This window comes from Streptomyces sp. MS191 (assembly GCF_008042125.1).
Lineage (GTDB): Bacteria > Actinomycetota > Actinomycetes > Streptomycetales > Streptomycetaceae > Streptomyces.
In genome coordinates this window covers 206,720-225,948 of sequence record NZ_RDBI01000040.1, presented here as the reverse complement: position 1 = coordinate 225,948, position 19,229 = coordinate 206,720, and the positions used below count along the sequence as shown (strand labels likewise).

General features: G+C 73.5%; 18 protein-coding genes. 10 read left to right on the top strand and 8 right to left on the bottom strand.

Going from position 1 to position 19,229, the window contains the following annotated elements; genetic code table 11:
- Nucleotides 1–39: 39 nt before the first annotated feature.
- Complete coding sequence (locus EAO71_RS07865; RefSeq protein ID WP_147977054.1) at nucleotides 40–1,935, bottom strand: AAA family ATPase; 1,896 nt, start codon at nucleotides 1,933–1,935, stop codon at nucleotides 40–42.
- 363 nt (nucleotides 1,936–2,298) lie between these two features.
- Nucleotides 2,299–2,925 carry a uridine kinase family protein gene (locus tag EAO71_RS07860; protein ID WP_147977053.1) on the bottom strand — a complete coding sequence of 209 codons (627 nt, stop codon included), beginning with the start codon at nucleotides 2,923–2,925 and terminating at the stop codon, nucleotides 2,299–2,301.
- 296 nt (nucleotides 2,926–3,221) lie between these two features.
- Between EAO71_RS07860 and EAO71_RS07855 the strand changes: the two genes are divergently transcribed.
- From EAO71_RS07855 to EAO71_RS07845, 3 genes are all read left to right on the top strand, one after another.
- Nucleotides 3,222–4,601: a peptidase C39 family protein gene (locus EAO71_RS07855; protein ID WP_147977052.1), complete on the top strand. Its 1,380-nt coding sequence runs from the start codon at nucleotides 3,222–3,224 to the stop codon at nucleotides 4,599–4,601.
- A 74-nt stretch (nucleotides 4,602–4,675) separates the two neighbouring features.
- Nucleotides 4,676–4,822: an SCO1431 family membrane protein gene (locus EAO71_RS07850; RefSeq protein WP_147977051.1), complete on the top strand. Its 147-nt coding sequence runs from the start codon at nucleotides 4,676–4,678 to the stop codon at nucleotides 4,820–4,822.
- 340 nt (nucleotides 4,823–5,162) lie between these two features.
- On the top strand, nucleotides 5,163–6,335 hold the full coding sequence (locus EAO71_RS07845; protein WP_147977050.1) for an acyl-CoA dehydrogenase family protein: 1,173 nt from the start codon (nucleotides 5,163–5,165) through the stop codon (nucleotides 6,333–6,335).
- On the opposite strand, the gene EAO71_RS07840 is transcribed toward EAO71_RS07845, so the two are convergent.
- The gene (locus tag EAO71_RS07840) at nucleotides 6,298–6,579 is read right to left on the bottom strand and encodes a hypothetical protein (RefSeq protein WP_147977049.1); all 282 of its coding nucleotides are present in this window, start codon (nucleotides 6,577–6,579) and stop codon (nucleotides 6,298–6,300) included. The genes EAO71_RS07845 and EAO71_RS07840 overlap by 38 nt on opposite strands.
- A 193-nt stretch (nucleotides 6,580–6,772) precedes the next feature.
- On the opposite strand from EAO71_RS07840, the gene EAO71_RS07835 reads away from it, so the two are divergent.
- Nucleotides 6,773–7,894, top strand: coding sequence for a hypothetical protein (locus EAO71_RS07835; RefSeq protein ID WP_147977048.1), 1,122 nt, complete (start codon nucleotides 6,773–6,775; stop codon nucleotides 7,892–7,894).
- 13 nt (nucleotides 7,895–7,907) lie between these two features.
- The gene (locus EAO71_RS07830) at nucleotides 7,908–9,008 is read left to right on the top strand and encodes a phosphotransferase family protein (protein WP_147977047.1); all 1,101 of its coding nucleotides are present in this window, start codon (nucleotides 7,908–7,910) and stop codon (nucleotides 9,006–9,008) included.
- A gap of 21 nt (nucleotides 9,009–9,029) precedes the next feature.
- Here the strand turns inward: EAO71_RS07830 and EAO71_RS07825 are convergent, their stop codons facing one another.
- The gene (locus EAO71_RS07825; protein ID WP_147977046.1) at nucleotides 9,030–9,398 is read right to left on the bottom strand and encodes a hypothetical protein; all 369 of its coding nucleotides are present in this window, start codon (nucleotides 9,396–9,398) and stop codon (nucleotides 9,030–9,032) included.
- A 225-nt stretch (nucleotides 9,399–9,623) separates the two neighbouring features.
- On the opposite strand from EAO71_RS07825, the gene EAO71_RS07820 reads away from it, so the two are divergent.
- The 4 genes from EAO71_RS07820 to fxsA all read left to right on the top strand — a co-directional run bounded on the left by EAO71_RS07820 (nucleotide 9,624) and on the right by fxsA (nucleotide 13,677).
- Nucleotides 9,624–10,064: an Lrp/AsnC family transcriptional regulator gene (locus EAO71_RS07820; RefSeq protein WP_017242178.1), complete on the top strand. Its 441-nt coding sequence runs from the start codon at nucleotides 9,624–9,626 to the stop codon at nucleotides 10,062–10,064.
- A gap of 56 nt (nucleotides 10,065–10,120) precedes the next feature.
- Entirely contained in the window at nucleotides 10,121–11,740 is a 1,620-nt protein-coding gene (locus EAO71_RS07815; protein ID WP_147977045.1) for an amidohydrolase, read from the top strand.
- Between the two features lie 519 nt (nucleotides 11,741–12,259).
- Nucleotides 12,260–13,039 (top strand): polyprenol monophosphomannose synthase, encoded by a 780-nt coding sequence (locus tag EAO71_RS07810; RefSeq protein WP_147977044.1) that lies wholly within the window; start codon nucleotides 12,260–12,262, stop codon nucleotides 13,037–13,039.
- A 47-nt stretch (nucleotides 13,040–13,086) separates the two neighbouring features.
- Nucleotides 13,087–13,677 carry an FxsA family membrane protein gene (gene fxsA, locus EAO71_RS07805; RefSeq protein ID WP_147977043.1) on the top strand — a complete coding sequence of 197 codons (591 nt, stop codon included), beginning with the start codon at nucleotides 13,087–13,089 and terminating at the stop codon, nucleotides 13,675–13,677.
- Nucleotides 13,678–13,888: 211 nt separating this feature from the next.
- On the opposite strand, the gene EAO71_RS07800 is transcribed toward fxsA, so the two are convergent.
- The 4 genes from EAO71_RS07800 to yczE form a co-directional block, all read right to left on the bottom strand.
- Nucleotides 13,889–14,263: an RNA polymerase-binding protein RbpA gene (locus EAO71_RS07800; RefSeq protein WP_026278069.1), complete on the bottom strand. Its 375-nt coding sequence runs from the start codon at nucleotides 14,261–14,263 to the stop codon at nucleotides 13,889–13,891.
- A 255-nt stretch (nucleotides 14,264–14,518) separates the two neighbouring features.
- Complete coding sequence (locus tag EAO71_RS07795) at nucleotides 14,519–15,883, bottom strand: MFS transporter (RefSeq protein WP_147977042.1); 1,365 nt, start codon at nucleotides 15,881–15,883, stop codon at nucleotides 14,519–14,521.
- A 40-nt stretch (nucleotides 15,884–15,923) separates the two neighbouring features.
- A complete protein-coding gene (locus EAO71_RS07790) occupies nucleotides 15,924–16,688 on the bottom strand; it encodes a glycerophosphodiester phosphodiesterase (RefSeq protein WP_147977041.1) in 765 nt (254 codons plus the stop codon).
- A complete protein-coding gene (gene yczE / locus EAO71_RS07785) occupies nucleotides 16,685–17,365 on the bottom strand; it encodes a membrane protein YczE (RefSeq protein WP_147977040.1) in 681 nt (226 codons plus the stop codon). Before yczE ends, EAO71_RS07790 begins: the two co-directional genes overlap by 4 nt.
- 101 nt (nucleotides 17,366–17,466) lie before the next feature.
- Here yczE and EAO71_RS07780 point away from each other — a divergent pair, with 101 nt between their 5' ends.
- Nucleotides 17,467–18,966 carry an SCO1417 family PLP biosynthesis transcription factor gene (locus EAO71_RS07780; protein WP_147977039.1) on the top strand — a complete coding sequence of 500 codons (1,500 nt, stop codon included), beginning with the start codon at nucleotides 17,467–17,469 and terminating at the stop codon, nucleotides 18,964–18,966.
- Nucleotides 18,967–19,229: the final 263 nt, after the last annotated feature.

Sequence of the window (19,229 nt, the reverse complement as noted above, 5' to 3'; positions counted from 1 at the left end):
GGTCGCGGACCGTCCGCCCGCGGCCGGCCCCGGCCCCCGTCAGGTCCCCGTCGGATCCTGGCGGCCCCGGGCGGACGGTCCGCGACCCGACAGGACCTCGCCGTAGGCCTGCATGAGGTCGGCGAGCCGCAGCGTGGCCAGATCGTCCCGGGTGGGCGTGCCGGGGTAGCCGGCGAGCCGAAGATCGCGGTACGCGCAGGACTTCTCGTACAGGGTGCGCAGGAAGCGGCCGTTGCCCAGCTCGTCGATCCAGCCCTGGTCGACGACGTGGCCGCTGATCGAGCGGAGCTCGTCCAGCGCCTCCTCGTCCCAGCGGTCGCCGTTCGCCGCCGCCAGCACCTCGCCGATCGCGGTGAGTTCGAGCGGCCGGTAGGAGGGGAAGTCCACCCGCGTGGTGAAGCGTGAGGAGAGTCCCGGATTGGTGGCGAGCAGCCGGTCCATCCCCTCCGGGTAGCCGGCCAGGATCACCACCAGGTGGTCGCGGTTGTCCTCGGCGCGCTTGAGCAGGACCTGGAGCGCCTCGTCGCCGTAGGCGTCGCCCTTGCTGTAGCCGGTGTTGGACAGCGAGTACGCCTCGTCCACGAAGAGGACGCCGCCGATCGCCGAGTCGATCAGCTCGTTCGCCTTGACCGCGGTCTGCCCGAGGAACTCGCCGACCAGATCAGCCCGTTGGGCCTCCACCAGATGATCGCCGCCGAGCAGGCCGAGCGCGTAGAAGACCCGGCCCAGGATCCGGGCCACGGTGGTCTTCCCGGTGCCGGAGGGACCGGAGAAGACGAAGTGGCGTTTCGGCGGCTGGACCGGCAGTCCCTGTCCCGCCCGTAACCGGGCCATCTCCAGCTGCGCCGACAGCGCCTTGACCTGCCGTTTCACCGGCTCCATCCCGACCATGCGCTCCAGCTCGGCGAGCGCCTCGGCCAGCAGGACCGGGTCCGTGGGGCTCGCGGGGAAGCGCGGCGGCGCGGGCTGGGCGGGGAGCACCGCCTTCTGCCGTACGGCGTCCGGGGGCTCGGGGGGTGTGCCCGAGGCTGCCGGAGGCGCCGGGTCCGGGCCCAGGCGCAGCCCGTCGGAGGCGGGTCCCTCGGCGTCGCCCTGCGCCGCCTCGACRGTGTCCTGGCCGAGTCCGCCCAGGGTGACGGCGGCGAGTCCGGCGGTCTCGTCCGGCCCGAAGCCGTCGTACTCGGTGATCGCCGCGAGGCGTGCCGCCGTGTCCATGAAGGCCGGATCGATCCGGTGCACCGCGCGGTAGAGGGGGAGCGCGGCGGCGCTGCGCCCGGTGCCCTCGTGCGCCCGGGCCAGCCAGTACCGCAGTTCCTTGCGCTGGGGCTGCTCGCTGCGGCAGCGCATCAGCGCCGCCGACAGCAGCGGTTCGGCCTGCCCGTACATCTCCAGCCGGACCCGGGCCATCCCGCCGAAGAGGCCGGCCTCGATGCCCAGCAGCGGGTCGTTCACCAGGGGCTCGGTGTGGCGGACCAGCTGGTCCCAGTCCTTGACCAGGTACGACCGGCAGGCGTGCAGGAAGCGGACCTGCGGGTCGGTGTCGATCGGCGGCAGTCCGGCCAACGCCCGGTCGAGCTCGGGGACATGACGTCCGTCGAGCCAGTGCGAGGCGTGCGCGAGCAGCAGGTCGCGGGTGCTTTCGAGGACGGGCTGGACCCACCAGCCCAGCCAGTACCAGGAGTTCAGGGTCCGGCGGTGCCGGGCGCGCTGCTCGCCGAAGCGGTCGCGGTTGCGGTACATCCGCAGCAGCGCCGTCGTGGTGTCCACCCGGAGGGCGTGCAGGCCGAGCCAGCCGTCCGCCATGCCGGGGTCGATGCGTACCGCGGTCCGGAACTCCTCCTCGGCCTGCGGGTAGGCGCCCATCGTGTAGGCGTCGACTCCCCGCAGCCAGGCGAGCTCGGCCGGGGCGTGTCCGCCCTGCGTGCCGATGTCCATCGGGTCCCCCACAAAACGTGTCCCCGTAGCTGTCCCGGGGGGCGGGCGCCCGCCGGACTCCGTACACAACCGCGTTCCCATGGACGGGATTTGACCGCACCGAGGGCATCGTACCTGCGCAGAGGGGGCGCGACGAAGGAGAAGCGCATGATCCGGCGGCGATAACCCTGGGTGAGCATCGGGGCTCGCGGCGGCACGGAGAAGGGGCGGATCGGGGCAGAACGAAGCCCCCGATCACGGGGGAACAACCGGGGGCTTCGCGTCCGCGGCGGCTCCGTAAAGCCGCACATTGAGAACGTAAGACCTGTACGGCCCTTGGGTCAAGCGGAGTTGAGGCACTTGCGGGCGTCGAGTTCCGGCCCGTCAGTCCGGTGGCAGCGGACGATCACGGTGGGTGATGAAGTGGTCCGAGTGTGGTGCCACAGCGGGCCCGGGAAGCCACTCGTAGCCCTCCCGGCACTCGCGTATCAGGGTGTCGGCGAAGGGCCGGGAGGGGTCCGCCGCGAAATGGCGCGACTCCGCCACCGTCCAGCCGTCCCAGAATCCGGACTGGGCCGGTCCGTCCCGTCGCCGGCCGCGGGCCCACGACTCCCGGGCGTCCCGCTCCATCCACAGCAGCGCCGCCAGGTGCGGGCGCAGCGCCCGTCGGCCGGCACCGACACCCTCGACCAGGACGACCGGTGCCGGGGGAAGCGCGCGCGGCGGCCCGAAGGCCCGGAGATTCCAGTCGTACGGGTGGTAGCGCGCCACCTCGCCCCGGGAGAGGGGATCGATCACCTGCTCCCGTATCCGCGCCGTCCACGCGAACAGCTCCGCGTGGGTGGCGAGGTCGTCGAGGTGGAGGACCGGAGCGGCCAGCAGCTGGGCGAGCCGGCCGGCGAAGGTGGACTTCCCCGAGCCGGCGTGACCGTCGACCGCGACCAGCCGTACCGGCCCGCAGGACGGCGGCAGGCGGCGCAGCGCGTCGGCGACGCGGTCGAGGTGGTTCATGGAGGCAAGCGTAGGTGACCGCCCTCCGGGTCGGTCGTCGCAGGTCAGCCGCGTACGAATGCCAGTGGTCGAGACCAATATTGGTGCGGCGACGCGGGCCGAATCGCTGGCCGAAGCCCGCCGGAAACCGCGATAGTGGTCCCCGCCCGGCACGCACCGCACGAGCGCGCACAGCGCTCCCACCCGCCCGACAGGTCCCGGCCGTTCCTCCCTCGGCGCATCGCACCGCCCGCGCCGCACGGGGCGGCCGCGGCCTCCGCCCGCCTCACCCGTTCTCCGACTGGGGGTCACCGCCCATGACCAGCTCCACCCCGCGCAGAACCATCCTCGCCGCCGCCCTCGCGGCGGCCGCGGGCACCGCTGCGGCCGCCGCGACACCGGCCGCCGCCGCGGACCGGGCCGACGCGGAGGCCACCGCGGACCCGACGGCCGGCACCGCCGCGCCCCGCCTCGTCGACAACCGCTTCTGGACCTCCTACACCGACTGGCGCTGCGGCGGCTCCCACGGCACCCGGGCGGTTGCGGGCCACCGCCCCGGCCTCGTCATCGGCACACCGGCCGGCCGCACCGAGTACGCCGACCCGCACACCGGGACGACCTCCACCTGGGAGTACGCGAGCTGGACCTCCCCGGAGCACACCTCCCGTGTCCCGGCCACCGAGGTCATCGCCTCCTGGAACGCCGACACACCGGCGGGCACCTGGATCCAGATCGAGCTGTCCGGCACCTACCACGACGGGACCGCCACACCCTGGTTCGTGATGGGCCGCTGGGCCGCGGGCGACGCCGACATCCGGCGTACCTCGGTCGACGGCCAGAGCGACGGCCGCAGCTCGATCTGGACCGACACCTTCTCCGTCGACGACGCGTCGAGCGGACTGCGCCTGGTCTCCTACCGGCTGCGCCTGACGCTGTACCGCACCCCGGGCACCGACCTGACGCCGACGGTCTGGCGGCTGGGCGCCATGGCCTCCGACGTCCCCGACCGGTTCGAGGTCCCGGCCTCGGCGCCCGGCCTCGCCCGTGAACTGACCGTCCCGCGCTACTCGCAGAACGTCCACGTCGGCCAGTATCCCGAGTACGACAACGGCGGCGAGGCGTGGTGCAGCCCGACCTCCTCGCAGATGATCATCGAGTACTGGGGGCGCGGGCCCGACCCCGAGGCGCTGGCCTGGGTCGATCCGGCCTTCGCCGACCCCCAGGTCTGCCACGCGGCGCGCTTCACCTTCGACTACCAGTACGACGGCTGCGGGAACTGGCCCTTCAACGCGGCCTACGCGGCCACCTACGAGGACATGAACGCGGTCGTCACCCGCCTCGGCTCGCTGACCGAGCTGGAGACCCTGGTCCGCGCCGGCATCCCGGCCATAACGTCGCAGTCCTTCCGCAAGGAGGAGCTGACCGGCGCCGGGTACGGCACCTCGGGCCACCTGATGACCGTGATCGGCTTCACCGCGGAGGGCGACGTGATCGCCAACGACCCGGCCTCACCGGGCAACGAGGCCGTGCGCCGGGTCTACCGGCGCCGCGAGTGGGAGAACATCTGGCTGCGGACCAAGCGGTACAACGCGAGCGGCAAAGTGGTCTCCGGCACAGGGGGCGTCTGCTACCTCTACTTCCCGGACCGGCCGACGCCCGCACAGCGCAAGGCATTGGCGGCCGTCGGCATCCGCTGACGCGTCGCGGGCGGGCGCGGGGCCGTGAGGAACGTCTCTACCCCCGCGCGCCCTCCTCGGGCAGGGTGGTGGCCATGACCGCCACCACCCACTCCGCCACCCGCACCCGTGCCCGCACGGGTGGCCCGAAGGACAACGGCCCCCAGGTGCTCGAACACGTGTTGGGCTGGACCCTGGTCGTGCTCCTCGCCGTGCTCGTCACCCGCGCCGGACTGATGTGACCCTCCGGGGCGGCCCCCCGGCGCACCTGCACGGCGTCCGTGGTCACCTGCATCGCCGCGTCCGCGCACCTGCACGGCGTCCGTGGTCACCTGCATCGCCGCGTCCGCCACGCCCCGGCGCCCTCCGCGCCGCGGTTGCCGACGGCCGSCCGCCGCGGTCGGCTCCCGGCAGGCGTGTGACCCGCACCGCCGAACGGGCATACTCCCCGCGCCACAGCCGCCGGTCCGTCCCTCCCGTGACCCGTCGGGGGCAGCATCGGCGGCAGAGCCGAGTACCGGCGACGCCCGCCCCACCCCGGCGCGCGCCGCCGCAGCGCCCGACAGGGAGGAGTGCGCCGCCATGCCCGACCGTGCCGCACAGACCGTGGAACGCCTGCTGCCCACCGAGGAGGCCGGGGAGCTGCTCGCCCTGGTCCGCGACATCGCCGCGCGGGAGATCGCCCCCCGCGCCGCCGAGGAGGAGGCAGCCGGGCGCTTCCCGCGCGAGGTGTTCACGCTCCTCTCCGAGTCCGGCCTGCTCGGCCTGGTGTACGACGCCGAGTACGGCGGCGGTGGCCAGCCGTACGAGGTGTACCTCCAGGTCCTGGAGGAGCTCGCCGCCGCCCGGCTCACCGTGGGCCTCGGGGTCAGCGTCCACACCCTGTCCTGCCACGCCCTCGCGAACTTCGGCACCGCGGAGCAGCGGGCCGCGCACCTCCCCGCGATGCTCGGCGGCGGGTCGCTCGGCGCGTACTGCCTCTCCGAGCCGGCCTCCGGCTCGGACGCCGCCTCGCTGCGGACCAAGGCCGTCCGGGACGGCGAGGACTGGGTGATCACCGGCACCAAGGCATGGATCACCCACGGCGGGATCGCCGACTTCCTCACGGTGATGGCCCGGACGGGCGGCGAGGGGGCCCGGGGGATCACCGCGTTCCTGGTGCCCGGGGACGCACCGGGCGTCGGCGCCGCCCCTCCCGAGCGCAAGATGGGCCTGAAGGGCTCGCCCACGGCCCAGCTGCACTTCGACGGCGTGCGGATCCCGGACGCGCGAAGGATCGGCGAGGAGGGCCAGGGCTTCGCGATCGCGCTCTCCGCCCTCGACTCGGGCCGTCTCGGCATCGCGGCCTGCGCCGTGGGGGTCGCGCAGGCGGCGCTGGACGAGGCCGTCGCGTACGCGCGGGCCAGGCGCCAGTTCGGCCGGCCGATCGCGGACTTCCAGGGGCTCCGCTTCCTGCTCGCCGACATGGCGACCCGGATCGCGGCCGGGCGGGCGCTGTACCTGGAGGCGGCGCGGCTGCGGGACGCGGGCCGCCCCTTCGTGCGGCAGGCGGCCATGGCGAAGCTCTTCTGCACGGACGCGGCGATGCAGGTGACCACGGACGCCGTGCAGGTGCTGGGCGGGTACGGCTACACCGCGGACTTCCCGGTCGAGCGGTACATGCGGGAGGCGAAGGTGCTCCAGATCGTGGAGGGCACCAATCAGATCCAGCGGATGGTCATCGCGCGTCACCTCGCCGGACCAGAGTCCCGCTGACGCCGCTGACGCGTACGGTGCGGTTCGCCCACACCGGCGCCGCGGCGAGCCGGTTCCATTCCTGGTCGCTGCGGCCGGGCAGGGTCCGGCCATGGCTGGCCCAGTGCCGGACGAGCGCCCGGTAGATGGGCGGGTCGGCGTACGAGGAGTTCGCTTCGGCCTGCTGCGGAACCGATTCTTCGACGCCCGGGTCGACCAGGCGTCTCCGTCCGTAGCCGCTCGGGGTGGTGTACGGCGAGGTCATGCCCGGCTCAACGCGGCCCGGGGGGAAGGGGTCACCACCGCGGGGATTCGCGCGCGAGTTCGCGGGGCTCACCCGCGCCGGTGACATCACGCCGCCTCCGCCCGCTCCCCGGGAGCGGTGCCTGCACGGCTCTGGCCTCCCGGGCGGTTTCTGACGTACCGTCAACTCCCGTTCGCCGACCAGGAGGTCCGCCGTGTCCGACGACCGGCCCGTCGCGCTCGACGAATACCCCGTGCACCAGGCCCCGCTCTCGATGAAGCACCACGTCAGCGGCGACCGCAACGCCTACGACCGCTGCATCTTCCACGTCTTCGACCACCGGGGCCGGGCCCTGCTCATCGCCGGCCTCGGCGTCTATCCCAACGCCGGGATCGTCGACGCCTACGCGACCCTCCGCGTCGGCGACCGGCTGCACGCCGTCCGCGCCTCCGACGCCCTCGGCGACGACCGCACGGAGCTCGCCGTCGGGCCGCTGCGCATCACCGTCGACGAACCCCTCAGGACCCTCACCCTGCACTGCGACCCCGACCCGGACGACCCCGACGGGCTCTCCTTCGACGTCACCTGGACCGGCGACTTCCCCGCCGTCTGGGAGCCGCACCACACCCAGCGGCGCGGCGGCCGGCTCGTCCTCGAAGGCCGCCGCTTCGTCCAGGCCGGCCACTGCGCGGGCACCGTGCGGGCCGGCGGCGAGGAGTTCGCCGTCACCCCGGGGGAGTGGACCGGCACGCGCGACCGCAGCTGGGGCGTACGGCCCCTCCCGGGCGAGGAGCCCGGCCGCGCCGACGAGTTCCGGCCCGAGGGGTTCCACTGGCTCTGGATCCCGATGCGCTTCGAGGACCGCTTCCTGATGGTGATCGCCCAGGAGGACGCCGACGGCTACCGCACCCTGAACGAGGCGGTCCTCGTCCGCGACGGGCGGCGCGACGTCCAACTCGGCTGGCCCCGCACCGAGATCGTCTACCGGCCCGGCACCCGGCACCCCGAGCGCGCCGTCGTCCACCTCACCGACCCCGCGGGGAAGCCCCTGGAGATCGGCGTCGAGATCCTCGCCTCCTCGCCGCTCGCGATCGGCGCCGGTTACCCGCCCGCCACCGACTGGCAGCACGGCACCTGGCAGGGCCGCGACTGGACCGACCGGCGGGTCTACGACCTCTCGGACCCGGCCGCCCACCCCATGGCCGCCTTCGGGGTCACCGACCACGCGGCCCGCTTCACCCTGGACGGCCGCACCGGCCACGGGATCTTCGAGCACGGCTCCTTCGGCCGCCACGACCCGAGCGGCTTCGCCGACCACTCCTCCGTCGCCCAGTAGGAAGGGGCAGCCCATGGCCACGGCGCCGCGACCCCGCACCACCACCCGTGACCCCGAGGAGCTCGGCCGCCGGCTCGCCGGCTGGCTCGACGGCCGCCTCGCCGGCGCCCGGGTCGGCGCACTCGCCGTCCCCGGCTCCAACGGGATGTCGAGCGAGACGCTTCTCTTCGACCTCGACCACCCGGACGCCCCGGCACGCGGCTGCGCCCTGCGGCTGGCCGCCGACCCCTCCGCGTACACGATCTTCCCCGTGTACGACATGGAGCGGCAGCACCGGGTGATGAGCCTGGTCGGCGAGCACACCGACCTCCCCGTCCCGCGCGTGCTCTGGCTGGAACCCGACCCCGGACCGCTCGGGGCACCCTTCTTCGTGATGGAGCGCGCCGAGGGCCGCGTGCCGCCGGACGTCATGCCCTACACGTACGAGGGCAACTGGCTGCACGCCGCCACCCCCGCCGAACGCGCCCTGCTGGAGGCCGAGTCCGTCTCCGTACTCGCCCGCCTGCACGACCAGTTCCCCGCGAAGGAGGCGGAGTTCCTCCTCCCGGACGGCGTGGGCAGCCCGCTGCGGCGCCATGTCGACGCCCAGCGCGCCTACTACGCCTGGGTGGTGGACGGCCTCGCGCCCTCGCCGCTCATCGAGTCCGCCTTCGCCTGGCTGGAGGACCACTGGCCGGACGACGAGGGCCCGGCCGTCCTGAACTGGGGCGACGCCCGGATCGGCAACATCGTGTACGACGGGTTCCGGCCCGCGGCCGTGCTGGACTGGGAGATGGCGGCCCTGGCCCCGCGCGAGGTCGACCTCGGCTGGACCGTCTACCTGCACCGCTTCTTCCAGGACCTGACGGTGGGCTTCGGCCAGCCCGGCCTGCCGGACTTCCTGCGCCGGGACGCGGTCGAGCGGCGCTACGCCGGACTCACCGGCCACACGCCGCGCGACATGGAGTTCCACACCCTCTACGCGGCCCTGCGGCACGCGATCGTGATGCTCAGGGTCGCCTACCGCCAGGCGCACTTCGGAGAGGTCCGCGTGCCGGAGCGCGCCGAGGACGTGGACGGTCTGATCCTGCACCACGCCACGCTCGCGGCGATGGTGCGGGGGAGCTACTGGTGACCCACGGGCGCGGGCGTCGCCTCAGGCGGCGCGCCGCATCTGCGGCACCCTGATCGGGCGCGAGCCCGGACCGCCGACGTGCGAGAAGGGCTGCGTCCGCCAGTCGAGTCCCTGAGGAAGCGTCAGCAGGAGCGCGGTGTCCTGCTCCTGGAGCTCCAGGGTCTCGTCGGCGGGGCGTGCCTCGGAGGCCGCGCGGCCGGTGCCGGGGCAGACCGTCAGGACGAACGGGTTCCACGGCGTGGGGCACAGCGCGTGCTCCGGGAGCACGTCCTCGTCCGCGAGCAGTCCGATCGGCTGCACGCAGTCCGGGCAGATGACCCGGAACATCTCGAACGTGTCGTAGGCGTCGAGCTCGTCGGTCGCCTCGACCGAATCAACAGGCTCCTGCATGGAGAATCTCCCCCTTGGGTGGGTCGACCAGGTACTTGTGGCCTCGACCACAGCAAGCAATTCCCATACGGCGGACCGCATAACCGTGAGGTGCCGCCTCAGCGCGGCCACAAACCTGTGGCGTTCGTCACATGCCTGTCGCAGGTGCCCCGGCGATGGCCAAAGCATGCCAAAGGGCCGCCACCCGGCTGTGCCGATCACAGCCCGGGGCAATAGGTTGACCGCATGGAGGAGCTGGATCGTCAGATCGTTGAGTTGCTCGTCAAGGACGGGCGCATGAGCTACACCGACCTGGGCAAGGCCACGGGCCTGTCCACCTCGGCCGTACATCAGCGCGTCCGCCGTCTCGAGCAGCGCGGGGTCATCCGCGGCTATGCCGCCGTCGTGGACCCGGAGGCCGTCGGTCTGCCGCTGACCGCCTTCATCTCGGTCAAACCCTTCGATCCCAGCGCCCCCGACGACACCCCGGACCGGCTCGCGGACATCCCGGAGATCGAGGCCTGCCACAGCGTGGCCGGCGACGAGAACTACATCCTCAAGGTGCGCGTGGCGACCCCGCTGGAGCTGGAGCACCTGCTGAGCCGGATCCGTTCGCAGGCCGGCGTCTCCAGCCGGACCACCGTCGTCCTGTCCACCCCGTACGAAGCCCGGCCGCCGCGCATCTGAGGGCCGCCCTGCCGGAGCCCGCCGGGGGACGACAAACCAGCCCTTAGCCTGTTCGCATGAGCGAGTACGAACACCGCACCGTGCTGTTGCGCGGTGGAGAAGTCCACAGCCCCGCCGACCCCTTCGCGACCGCCATGGTGGTGGAGCGCGGCCACGTCGCCTGGGTCGGCTCGGAGGGGGCGGCCGACGCCTTCGCCTCCGGGGTGGACGAGGTGGTCGACCTCGACGGCGCGCTGGTCACCCCGGCGTTCGTCGACGCCCATGTGCACACCACCGCCACCGGTCTCGCGCTGACCGGCCTCGACCTGTCGACCGCCGCCTCGCTCGCCGAGGCCGCGGACCGCATCCGGACCCACGCCGCGGCCCGTCCCGGGGACCGCATCCTGATCGGCCACGGCTGGGACGCCTCGCGCTGGCCCGAGCGACGGGCACCGCGCCGCGACGAGCTCGACGAGCTCACCGGCGGCCGCCCGCTGTACCTGACCCGGATCGACGTGCACTCCGCCGTCGTCACCACGGCCCTCCTCGACCTGGTGCCCGGGATCCGCTCGCTCGACGGCTTCCGGGACGGCGAGCCGTTGACCGGGGACGCCCACCACGCCGTCCGCGCCGCCGCCTACGCCGCGATCTCGCCCGCCCAGCGCACCGAGGCCCAACGTGCCGCCCGTGCCCGGGCCGCCTCCCTCGGGATCGGCACCCTGCACGAGTGCGGTGGACCCGAGATCTCCTCCGAGGCCGACTTCACCGGACTCCTGGACCTCGCCCGCGAGGAGGCCGGTCCGCGTCTGGTCGGCTACTGGGCCGACCTCGACGTCGAGCGCGCCCGCGCCCTCGGCGCCGTCGGCGCGGCCGGGGACCTCTTCGCGGACGGCTCGCTCGGCTCGCACACCGCGTGCCTCCACGAGCCCTACGCCGACCACGCCGCCGCGGGGCACACCGGCGTCGCGCACCTCGACGCCGACATCGTCGCCGGCCATGTCGTCGCCTGCACCGAGTCCGGTCTCCAGGCCGGCTTCCACGCGATCGGCGACGCCGCCGTCGGCGCCGTCGTCGACGGGGTCAGGGCCGCCGCCGAGAAGCTCGGCCTCGCCCGGATCCGCGCCGCCCGCCACCGCGTCGAGCACGCCGAGATGCTGACGCCCGAGACGGTCGCCGCCTTCGCCGAACTCGGGCTCACCGCGTCCGTCCAGCCCGCCTTCGACGCGGCCTGGGGCGGCGAGGAGGGCATGTACGCGGAGCGGCTGGGCGCCGAGCGGGCCCGCACCCTCAACCCGTACGCCGCCCTGCTGCGCGCGGGAGTGCCGCTGGCGTTCGGTTCGGACAGCCCGGTCACGCCGCTCGACCCCTGGGGCACCGTCCGCGCGGCCGCGTTCCACCGCACCCCCGAGCACCGGATCTCCGTCCGTGCCGCCTTCACCGCCCACACGCGGGGCGGCTGGCGGGCGGTCGGCCGCGACGACGCCGGCACCCTCGTGCCCGGCGCCCCGGCCGACTACGCCGTCTGGCGCACGGACGAGCTGGTGGTCCAGGCGCCCGACGACCGGGTCGCCCGCTGGTCGACCGACCCCCGCTCCGGGACGCCCGGCCTGCCGGACCTGACCCCCGGCGCCGACCTGCCGGTGTGCCTGCGCACGGTGGTGTTCGGACAAACCGTGTATGTACGGCCGAACGAGTGACGTAAGGGCACTCCGTACCGCCGATCGATGATCCACCGGCTCGACGGCGACCTGCGGATCCTCCCCGCTGACCAGGCATGATCAGCGGTATCCGCAGGTCAAACGAGTATTGACAGCGAGCCGCCACCGGCCGGTAGGTTCGGCGGGTCCACCACAGGACGTCCGACCGGTTTCGAACCTCCACGCAGTCGTCGAACGCCGCTGGGTCAAGGGACGGTGTGCCGCACCGGCGCGCCGCACCGGGAACCAGGTTCAGCGCCCGCGCCTCGGGGGCGAGGGAAGGTTTCTCCGGCGGAGGGTGCGACCCGGGTGGGGCCCGGACGTTCAGTAGACAACGGCTCTCGGTCGACCCGCAGCCAGCGGGACCCAGGTCGGCCCGAAGGACCCCGGGCCCCCATCCCGCACCACTCGTGGGCGTTCCGCGCGACGGCCCCGTATCCTCGACCCGCCCCGCCAAGACCGCGCCCGCGACCCGGCTCGCTATGGTGGGGGTTCGCGTAGGTATCCGAAGGGGCAGCAGTGAACGACGGTGGCCAGAGGCGTTACGGCCCGCTCGGCAGAGCCTTGGTGATCATTCCGACCTACAACGAGGCGGAGAACATCAAGCCGATCGTCTCGCGTGTACGGGAGGCCGTACCGGAGGCGCATGTCCTCGTCGCCGACGACAACAGCCCCGACGGCACGGGCAAGTTCGCCGACGAGCTGGCCGCCGAGGACGACCACGTCCACGTCCTGCACCGCAAGGGCAAGGAGGGCCTCGGCGCGGCCTACCTGGCCGGCTTCCGCTGGGGCATCGAGAACGGCTACGGCGTCCTCGTCGAGATGGACGCCGACGGCTCGCACCAGCCCGAGGAGCTGCCCCGGCTGCTCACCGCGCTCAAGGGCGCCGACCTGGTCCTCGGCTCCCGCTGGGTGCCGGGCGGCCGGATCGTCAACTGGCCCAAGTCCCGCGAGTTCATCTCGCGCGGCGGCAGCCTCTACTCGCGCGTGATGCTCGACGTGCCGATCCGCGACGTCACCGGCGGCTACCGGGCCTTCCGCAAGGAGACCCTGGAGGGCCTCGGCCTGGACGACGTCGCCTCGGCCGGCTACTGCTTCCAGGTCGACCTGGCCCGCCGTGCCGTCGCGGCCGGCTTCCACGTCGTCGAGGTGCCCATCACCTTCGTGGAGCGCGAGATCGGCGACTCCAAGATGAGCCGCAACATCGTCGTCGAGGCCCTCTGGCGGGTCACCGGCTGGGGTCTCACGGCCCGCGCGAACAAGGTCGGCAAGCTCCTCGGTCGCAGGTCCGGGAGCTGATCCCGCCTTTACGACGTTCTGGCGGGGCGCCAGGCACACTGGGGGTCATGACGACCGGCGCACAGCCTCCCCTCGCCCCGAAGCGCTCCCGCGCGCGCACGTTCCTCCCGCTCGCCCTCGCGGTCTGGCTGGTCCTCGAGATCTGGCTGCTCGTCGTGGTGGCGGGCGCGATCGGCGGACTCGCCGTCTTCGGCCTGCTGGTCGGCGGCGCCGTGCTCGGCGCCGTGGTGATCAAGCGAGCGGGCCGGCGTGCGTTCGGCAACCTCACGCGGACCTTCCAGCAGGCTCAGGAGGCGGTGCGGACCGGCGCGGCCCCGTCCGCCGAGCGCGAGGGCGCGGACGACCGCAACGGCTTCCTGATGCTCGGCGGTCTGCTGCTGATGATCCCCGGCCTGATCACCGACGTCGTCGGCCTGCTGCTGCTCGTGCCCCCGGTCCGCTCGTTCCTCGGGCGGTACACCGAGAGGGCCGTCGAGCGCCGGATGAGCGTCGCGTCGGCGGGCGGCCTGCAGGACGTTTTCCAGCAGGCCCGCATCCACCGCCCGGACGGCAAGATCGTGCCGGGTGAGGTCATCCGTGAGGACGCGTCCCCCGGGCCGCGGGGCTCCGGGGAGTCCAGTCCCCCGCTGACCCCGTGAGCGGGGCCCTGCCGGCTTCCTGAGGCCTGTCGGGGGCGGCGCGTGGCCGGGCCCCCCGTGCCGCCGACGCCGACCGCGTGCCCGTGCCGTCCACGGACGGCGCGCGCGGCACGCGGCCGGATCCCGCCCCCGGGGCACGGCACGACGCCGAGGGGCCCGGTACACACGTGGTGTACCGGGCCCCTCGGCGTTGCTCGGGCCGCGCCGTCCGTCAGGCGGACTTGCGGCTGTCGCGCGGGTGGACCGCGATGTTCATGGCGCCGGAACGAAGGACCGCCAGCCTCTCGGCCAGCACCTCCTCCAGCTCCTCGCGGGTGCGCCGCTCCATCAGCATGTCCCAGTGCGTACGCGCCGGCTTGCCCTTCTTCTCTTCGGGGCCGTCCCCGTCAACGAGGAGTGCCTGGCTGCCGCAGACCTTGCACTCCCACTCCGGCGGAATTTCCGCTTCCACCGAGAAGGGCATCTCAAAACGATGGCCCTTCTCGCATGCGTACTCCACGGCCTGGCGCGGGGCCAGATCGATGCCGCGGTCGGTCTCGTAGCTGGTCACCACGAGGCGCGTGCCGCGAAGAGCTCGCTCACTCATGAATCGTGCCTCCCGGGCTTGTCGCCCACAGGACAGGTGTCGCTGTCGTCGTCATCCGGTCAACGTCCGGTCGGCGGTAAAGATTCCCGTTCCGGGTCATGCGTCGCCCGTCGTGCCGCCCCTTGTTCTACCCACCAGTGCCCGGTTTGTCACATCTGGCAGCAGATGTCACCCAGCGTCTTCACTAAGTCAGCACGCAGTAACGGTCCGCCTGGCAGGCCAAAGGCGTACACTACCGGCCTTTCACTTCCGCGTCTAAATCCGTTCGGGAACCGGGTTGCCCGCGGCGGCCACGGCCTCCCGCACGGGGACCCGCGCGAGGAGCACGAAGCCGACGACGAAGAAGATCACCAGAGAGATGATGGCATCCCGATAGCTGCCGGTCAGCTGATACGCGAGACCGAACACCAGTGGCCCCAGCCAGCTCAGTCCGCGGTCGCTCATCTCGTAGGCCGAGAAGTACTCCGCCTCCTTGCCGCGCGGCACCAGATGGGAGAACAGCGACCGCGACAGCGCCTGGCTGCCGCCGAGGACCAGGCCGATCGCAGCCGCCAGGAAGAAGAACGCCACCGGCGCGCCGGCCGGCAGGAAGTACCCCGCGGCCAGGATGAGGGTCCAGACGGCCAGTGACGCCAGGATCGTGCGCTTGGCCCCGTACGACCGAGCCATCCGGCCCATGCCCAGCGCGCCCGCGATCGCCAGGACCTGTACGAGCAGGACCGCGGTGATCAGCGTCGTCTGGTCGAGCCCCAGCTCCTCGGAGCCGAAGACCGACGCCTGCGAGATGACCGTCTGCACCCCGTCGTTGTAGATCAGGTACGCCAGCAGGAAGGACAGCGTCAGCGGATGCCGGCGCATGTCCCGCAGCGTCGCCATCAGCTGGCGCCAGCCGCCCCCCACGCCCCCCGCGCGCCCCTCGGCGTCCGGGGGTGTCCGGCGGTCGCGCAGCCGCCGCAGCGGTACCAGGGTGAAGGCGCCCCACCACAGGCCGGCCGAGGCGAGGCAGATCCGCACCGCGGTCCCCTCGGAGATCCCGAAGCTCTCGTGGCCGGAGTACACGACCAGGTTCAGCACCAGGACCAGGGCGCCCGACGTGTAGCCGAAGGCCCAGCCGCGGGAGGAGACGGCGTCCCGCTCGTCCGGCTCGGCGATCTGCGGGAGGTAGGCGTTGTACAGGACCATCGAGACCGCCAGCGAGGCGTTCGCGACGATGAGCAGGAACGCGCCCAGCAGATAGCGGTCGCCGTCCAGGAAGAACATGCCCATGGTGGCCGTCGCGCCGAGGTAGGCCGCCGCGGCCAGCAGCGGCTTCTTCCGGCCCGTCCGGTCCGCCGCCGCGCCCACCAGGGGCATCACCAGCACCGCCACCACGATCGAGGCCGAGACGGCGTAGGCGAAGAGCGACCCCGCCCGCACCGGTATGCCCAGCGGGTGGACGAAGCCCTCCGCGTCCGCCGCCGCCCTGGCCACGGACGTGAGGTAGGGCCCGAGGAAGACGGTCACCACGCTCGTCGAGTACACCGAGCAGGCGAAGTCGTAGAAGTACCAGCCGCGCTGTTCGCGCCGGAGGTCCGCCGGATCGACGGCGTGCTCCTCCGGCTCTGCGGTGTTGGCGGTCAAAGCGCGGCCCCCTCGGTCGTGCCCATGGCGGGACGCGCGCTCAGACCCACACTCCCCGGTCGGTCAGCACCGCACGCAGCGTCTCCAGATGATCGGTCATGATGCCATCCACCCCCAGGTCGAGGAGAGAGTTCATCCGCTCCGGATCATTGATGGTCCACACATGGACCTGCAGGCCGCGGGCGTGGGCCGCGCGGACGAAGCGGCGGTCGACCACCGGGACGCCCGCCTGGCTCTGCGGTACCTGCGCGGCGACGGCCCCCGACCGCAGCGCGGCCGGGATGCCGAAGGAGCGCAGCCGCAGGCCGAGGACGCCGCTCACGCCGTACGAGGTGGCCAGCCGCGGTCCCGCGAGGCGCCGCGCCCGCGCCACCCGGCTCTCGGTGAAGGAGCCCACGCAGATCCGGTCCCAGGCCCCGGTCCTGCGGATCAGCTCGACCAGCGGCACCAGCGAGGACTCGGCCTTGAGGTCGACGTTCCAGCGGGCCTCGGGGAACTCCTCCAGCAGGTCCTCGAAGAGCGGCAGCGGCTCCTTGCCCGCCACCCGCGCCTCGCGCACCGCGTCCCACGGCAGGTCGCGTATGCGTCCGGCGGCGTCCGTGACCCGGTCGAGCGTCGCGTCGTGGAAGGCCACGAGCGCCCCGTCCGCGGTCGTGTGGACATCGGTCTCGAAGTAGCGGTACCCGGCCGCCGCGGCGCGCCGGAAGGCGGCGGCGGTGTTCTCGAGTCCGTCGGCCGAACCCCCGCGGTGGGCGAACGGGATGGGGGCGGGGTGGTCCAGATACGGGTGGCGTACGTCAGTCACGGCCGCAGTATGGCCTGTCCCGGTGTCGCGGAGGCGACCAAGGTGCTGCGTCGGTCGTCCTCGGGGACGGCGAACCGGCGCAGGAAGAACTGGGCGAGCGGGCCGATGGTCAACGCGTACAGGACCGTGCCGACGCCGACCGAGCCGCCCAGCAGGAAGCCGGTGGCGACCACGGCGACCTCGATGGCCGTGCGGACGAGGCGGATCGAGCGGCCGGTGAGGCGGTGCAGACCGGTCATCAGGCCGTCACGCGGGCCGGGGCCGAAGCGCGCGGCGATGTAGAGGCCGGTGGCCACCCCGTTCAGGACGATGCCGAGCACGAGCAGGGCGATCCGCGCCGCGAGTCCGTGGGCGGCCGGGACCAGGGCGAGCGTGCCGTCCATCGCCAGACCCACGGCGAAGACGTTCGACACGGTGCCCAGGCCCGGCCTCTGGCGGATCGGGATCCACAGCAGCAGGACGACGGCGCCCACGACGATCGACACGACGCCGATGGTCAGTCCGGTCCGCTCGGCGAGACCCTGGTGGAGGACGCCCCATGGTTCCAGCCCCAGTCCTCCGCGCACCAGGAGGGCCGAGCTGACGCCGTACAAGGCCAGCCCGGTGTAGAGCTGCGTGAGCCGGCGGGGCAGACGGCGGCCGGTGAGCCGGCCGCGGAGGCCGGAGGCGATGGACAAGGAATGCCCCCTGTGTGGTGGGAGTGGACTGACTCATGACACTCTGTGGCGGGGGAAGGTGTGCCAACCATGGCCAATTCGACGAAGGTGGACTGATTTCCATGGCTCAGTGGACCTCGGCGGTGGGACCGGCCCAGTTGGCCCGGCAGCTGCAGGCGCAGCAGCCCCGCCCCGCCGGCCCCGGCGCCCGCAAGCCGCCCGCCTACCGCGCACTGGCCGACGGTATCCGGCTGCTCGTCCTGGAGGGCAGGGTCCCGGTCGCCGCCCGGCTCCCCGCCGAACGCGAACTGGCCGTGGCGCTCACCGTCAGCCGTACGACGGTGGCCGCCGCCTACGAGGCGCTGCGCGCGGAGGGCTTCCTGGAGTCGCGGCGCGGGGCCGGCAGCTGGACCGCCGTGCCGGCCGGGAACCCGCTGCCCGCACGCGGGCTGGAGCCCCTGCCCCCGGAGTCGCTCGGTTCGATGATCGACCTCGGCTGCGCCGCACTGCCCGCGCCCGAGCCCTGGCTGACCCGTGGCGTGCAGGGCGCCCTGGAGGAGCTGCCGCCGTACGCCCACACGCACGGCGACTACCCGGCCGGGCTGCCCGCGCTGCGGCAGATGCTCGCCGACCGGTACACCGAGCGCGGCATCCCCACCATGCCCGAGCAGATCATGGTGACCACCGGGGCGATGGGCGCGATCGACGCCATCTGCCATCTCTTCGCGGGGCGCGGCGAGCGGATCGCCGTCGAGTCCCCCTCCTACGCCAACATCCTCCAGCTCATGCGGGAGGCGGGCGCCCGGCTCGTCCCGGTGGCGATGGCCGAGGGCCTCGCGGGCTGGGACCTGAACCGCTGGCGGCAGGTGCTGCGGGACGCGGCCCCGCGACTGGCGTACGTGGTCGCCGACTTCCACAACCCGACCGGCGCGCTGGCCGACGAGGACCAGCGCCGGCAACTGGTCGACGCGGCCCGTTCGGCGGGCACCGTGCTCGTCGTGGACGAGACCATGTCCGAGCTGTACCTGGAAGACGGGCTGGAGATGCCGCGCRCGGTGTGTGCCTTCGACCCGGCCGGATCGACGGTCCTGACGGTCGGCTCGGCGAGCAAGGCGTTCTGGGCCGGCATGCGGATCGGCTGGGTGCGGGCCGCGCCCGACGTGATCCGGTCGCTGGTGGCGGCGCGGGCCTACGCGGACCTCGGCACGCCGGTCCTCGAACAGCTCGCGGTCAACTGGCTGATGCGGACCGGCGGCTGGGACCAGGCCGTCACCATCCGCCGCAGCCAGGCCCGGGAGAACCGGGACGCGCTCGTCGCGGCCGTGCGCGACCGGCTTCCCGAGTGGGAGTTCGACGTCCCGCGCGGCGGCCTGACGCTGTGGGTCCGCACGGGCGGTCTCTCCGGCTCCCGCCTCGCGGAGGTCGGCGAGCGGGTCGGCGTCCGCGTCCCCTCCGGCCCGCGCTTCGGCGTGGACGGTGCCTTCGAGGGCTATGTCCGGCTGCCCTTCACGGTCGGCGGCCCGGTCGCGGAGGAGGCGGCCGCCCGGCTCGCCGCGGCGGCCCGCCTGGTCGAGTCGGGCGCGGCGACGGGCGTCGAGCCGCCGCGGGCCTTCGTGGCGTGAGGGGCGAGGGAGCCGGGGGCCCGCCCGGACAGGGCCGGGCCCCCGCCGGGGTGTGACGCCGGAGGCCCGGCGCGGACGGTCGTCCGCGCCGGGCCTCCGGTCGTTCTCGCCGTTCCCGCCTGCGCTCAGCCCTCGGCCGGGACCGGTGCGTGCAGCGGCGGCTCGACGCCCGTCGCCGCGCCCGACTCGACCAGGCGGGCCGCCGCGGCGAGCCGGGCGGCCGCCTCCTCCGCGACCGGGCCGCCGACCGTGAAGGGCAGCCG

Excerpts from the sequence above, each read along its gene's own strand:
- EAO71_RS07860 (WP_147977053.1), bottom strand. The coding sequence starts at position 2,925 with ATGAACCACCTCGACCGCGTCGCCGACGCGCTGCGCCGCCTGCCGCCG.
- EAO71_RS07855 (WP_147977052.1), top strand. The coding sequence starts at position 3,222 with ATGACCAGCTCCACCCCGCGCAGAACCATCCTCGCCGCCGCCCTCGCG.
- EAO71_RS07850 (WP_147977051.1), top strand. The coding sequence starts at position 4,676 with ATGACCGCCACCACCCACTCCGCCACCCGCACCCGTGCCCGCACGGGT.
- EAO71_RS07845 (WP_147977050.1), top strand. The coding sequence starts at position 5,163 with ATGCCCGACCGTGCCGCACAGACCGTGGAACGCCTGCTGCCCACCGAG.
- EAO71_RS07840 (WP_147977049.1), bottom strand. The coding sequence starts at position 6,579 with ATGACCTCGCCGTACACCACCCCGAGCGGCTACGGACGGAGACGCCTG.
- EAO71_RS07830 (WP_147977047.1), top strand. The coding sequence starts at position 7,908 with ATGGCCACGGCGCCGCGACCCCGCACCACCACCCGTGACCCCGAGGAG.
- EAO71_RS07825 (WP_147977046.1), bottom strand. The coding sequence starts at position 9,398 with ATGCAGGAGCCTGTTGATTCGGTCGAGGCGACCGACGAGCTCGACGCC.
- EAO71_RS07820 (WP_017242178.1), top strand. The coding sequence starts at position 9,624 with ATGGAGGAGCTGGATCGTCAGATCGTTGAGTTGCTCGTCAAGGACGGG.
- EAO71_RS07815 (WP_147977045.1), top strand. The coding sequence starts at position 10,121 with ATGAGCGAGTACGAACACCGCACCGTGCTGTTGCGCGGTGGAGAAGTC.
- fxsA (WP_147977043.1), top strand. The coding sequence starts at position 13,087 with ATGACGACCGGCGCACAGCCTCCCCTCGCCCCGAAGCGCTCCCGCGCG.
- EAO71_RS07800 (WP_026278069.1), bottom strand. The coding sequence starts at position 14,263 with ATGAGTGAGCGAGCTCTTCGCGGCACGCGCCTCGTGGTGACCAGCTAC.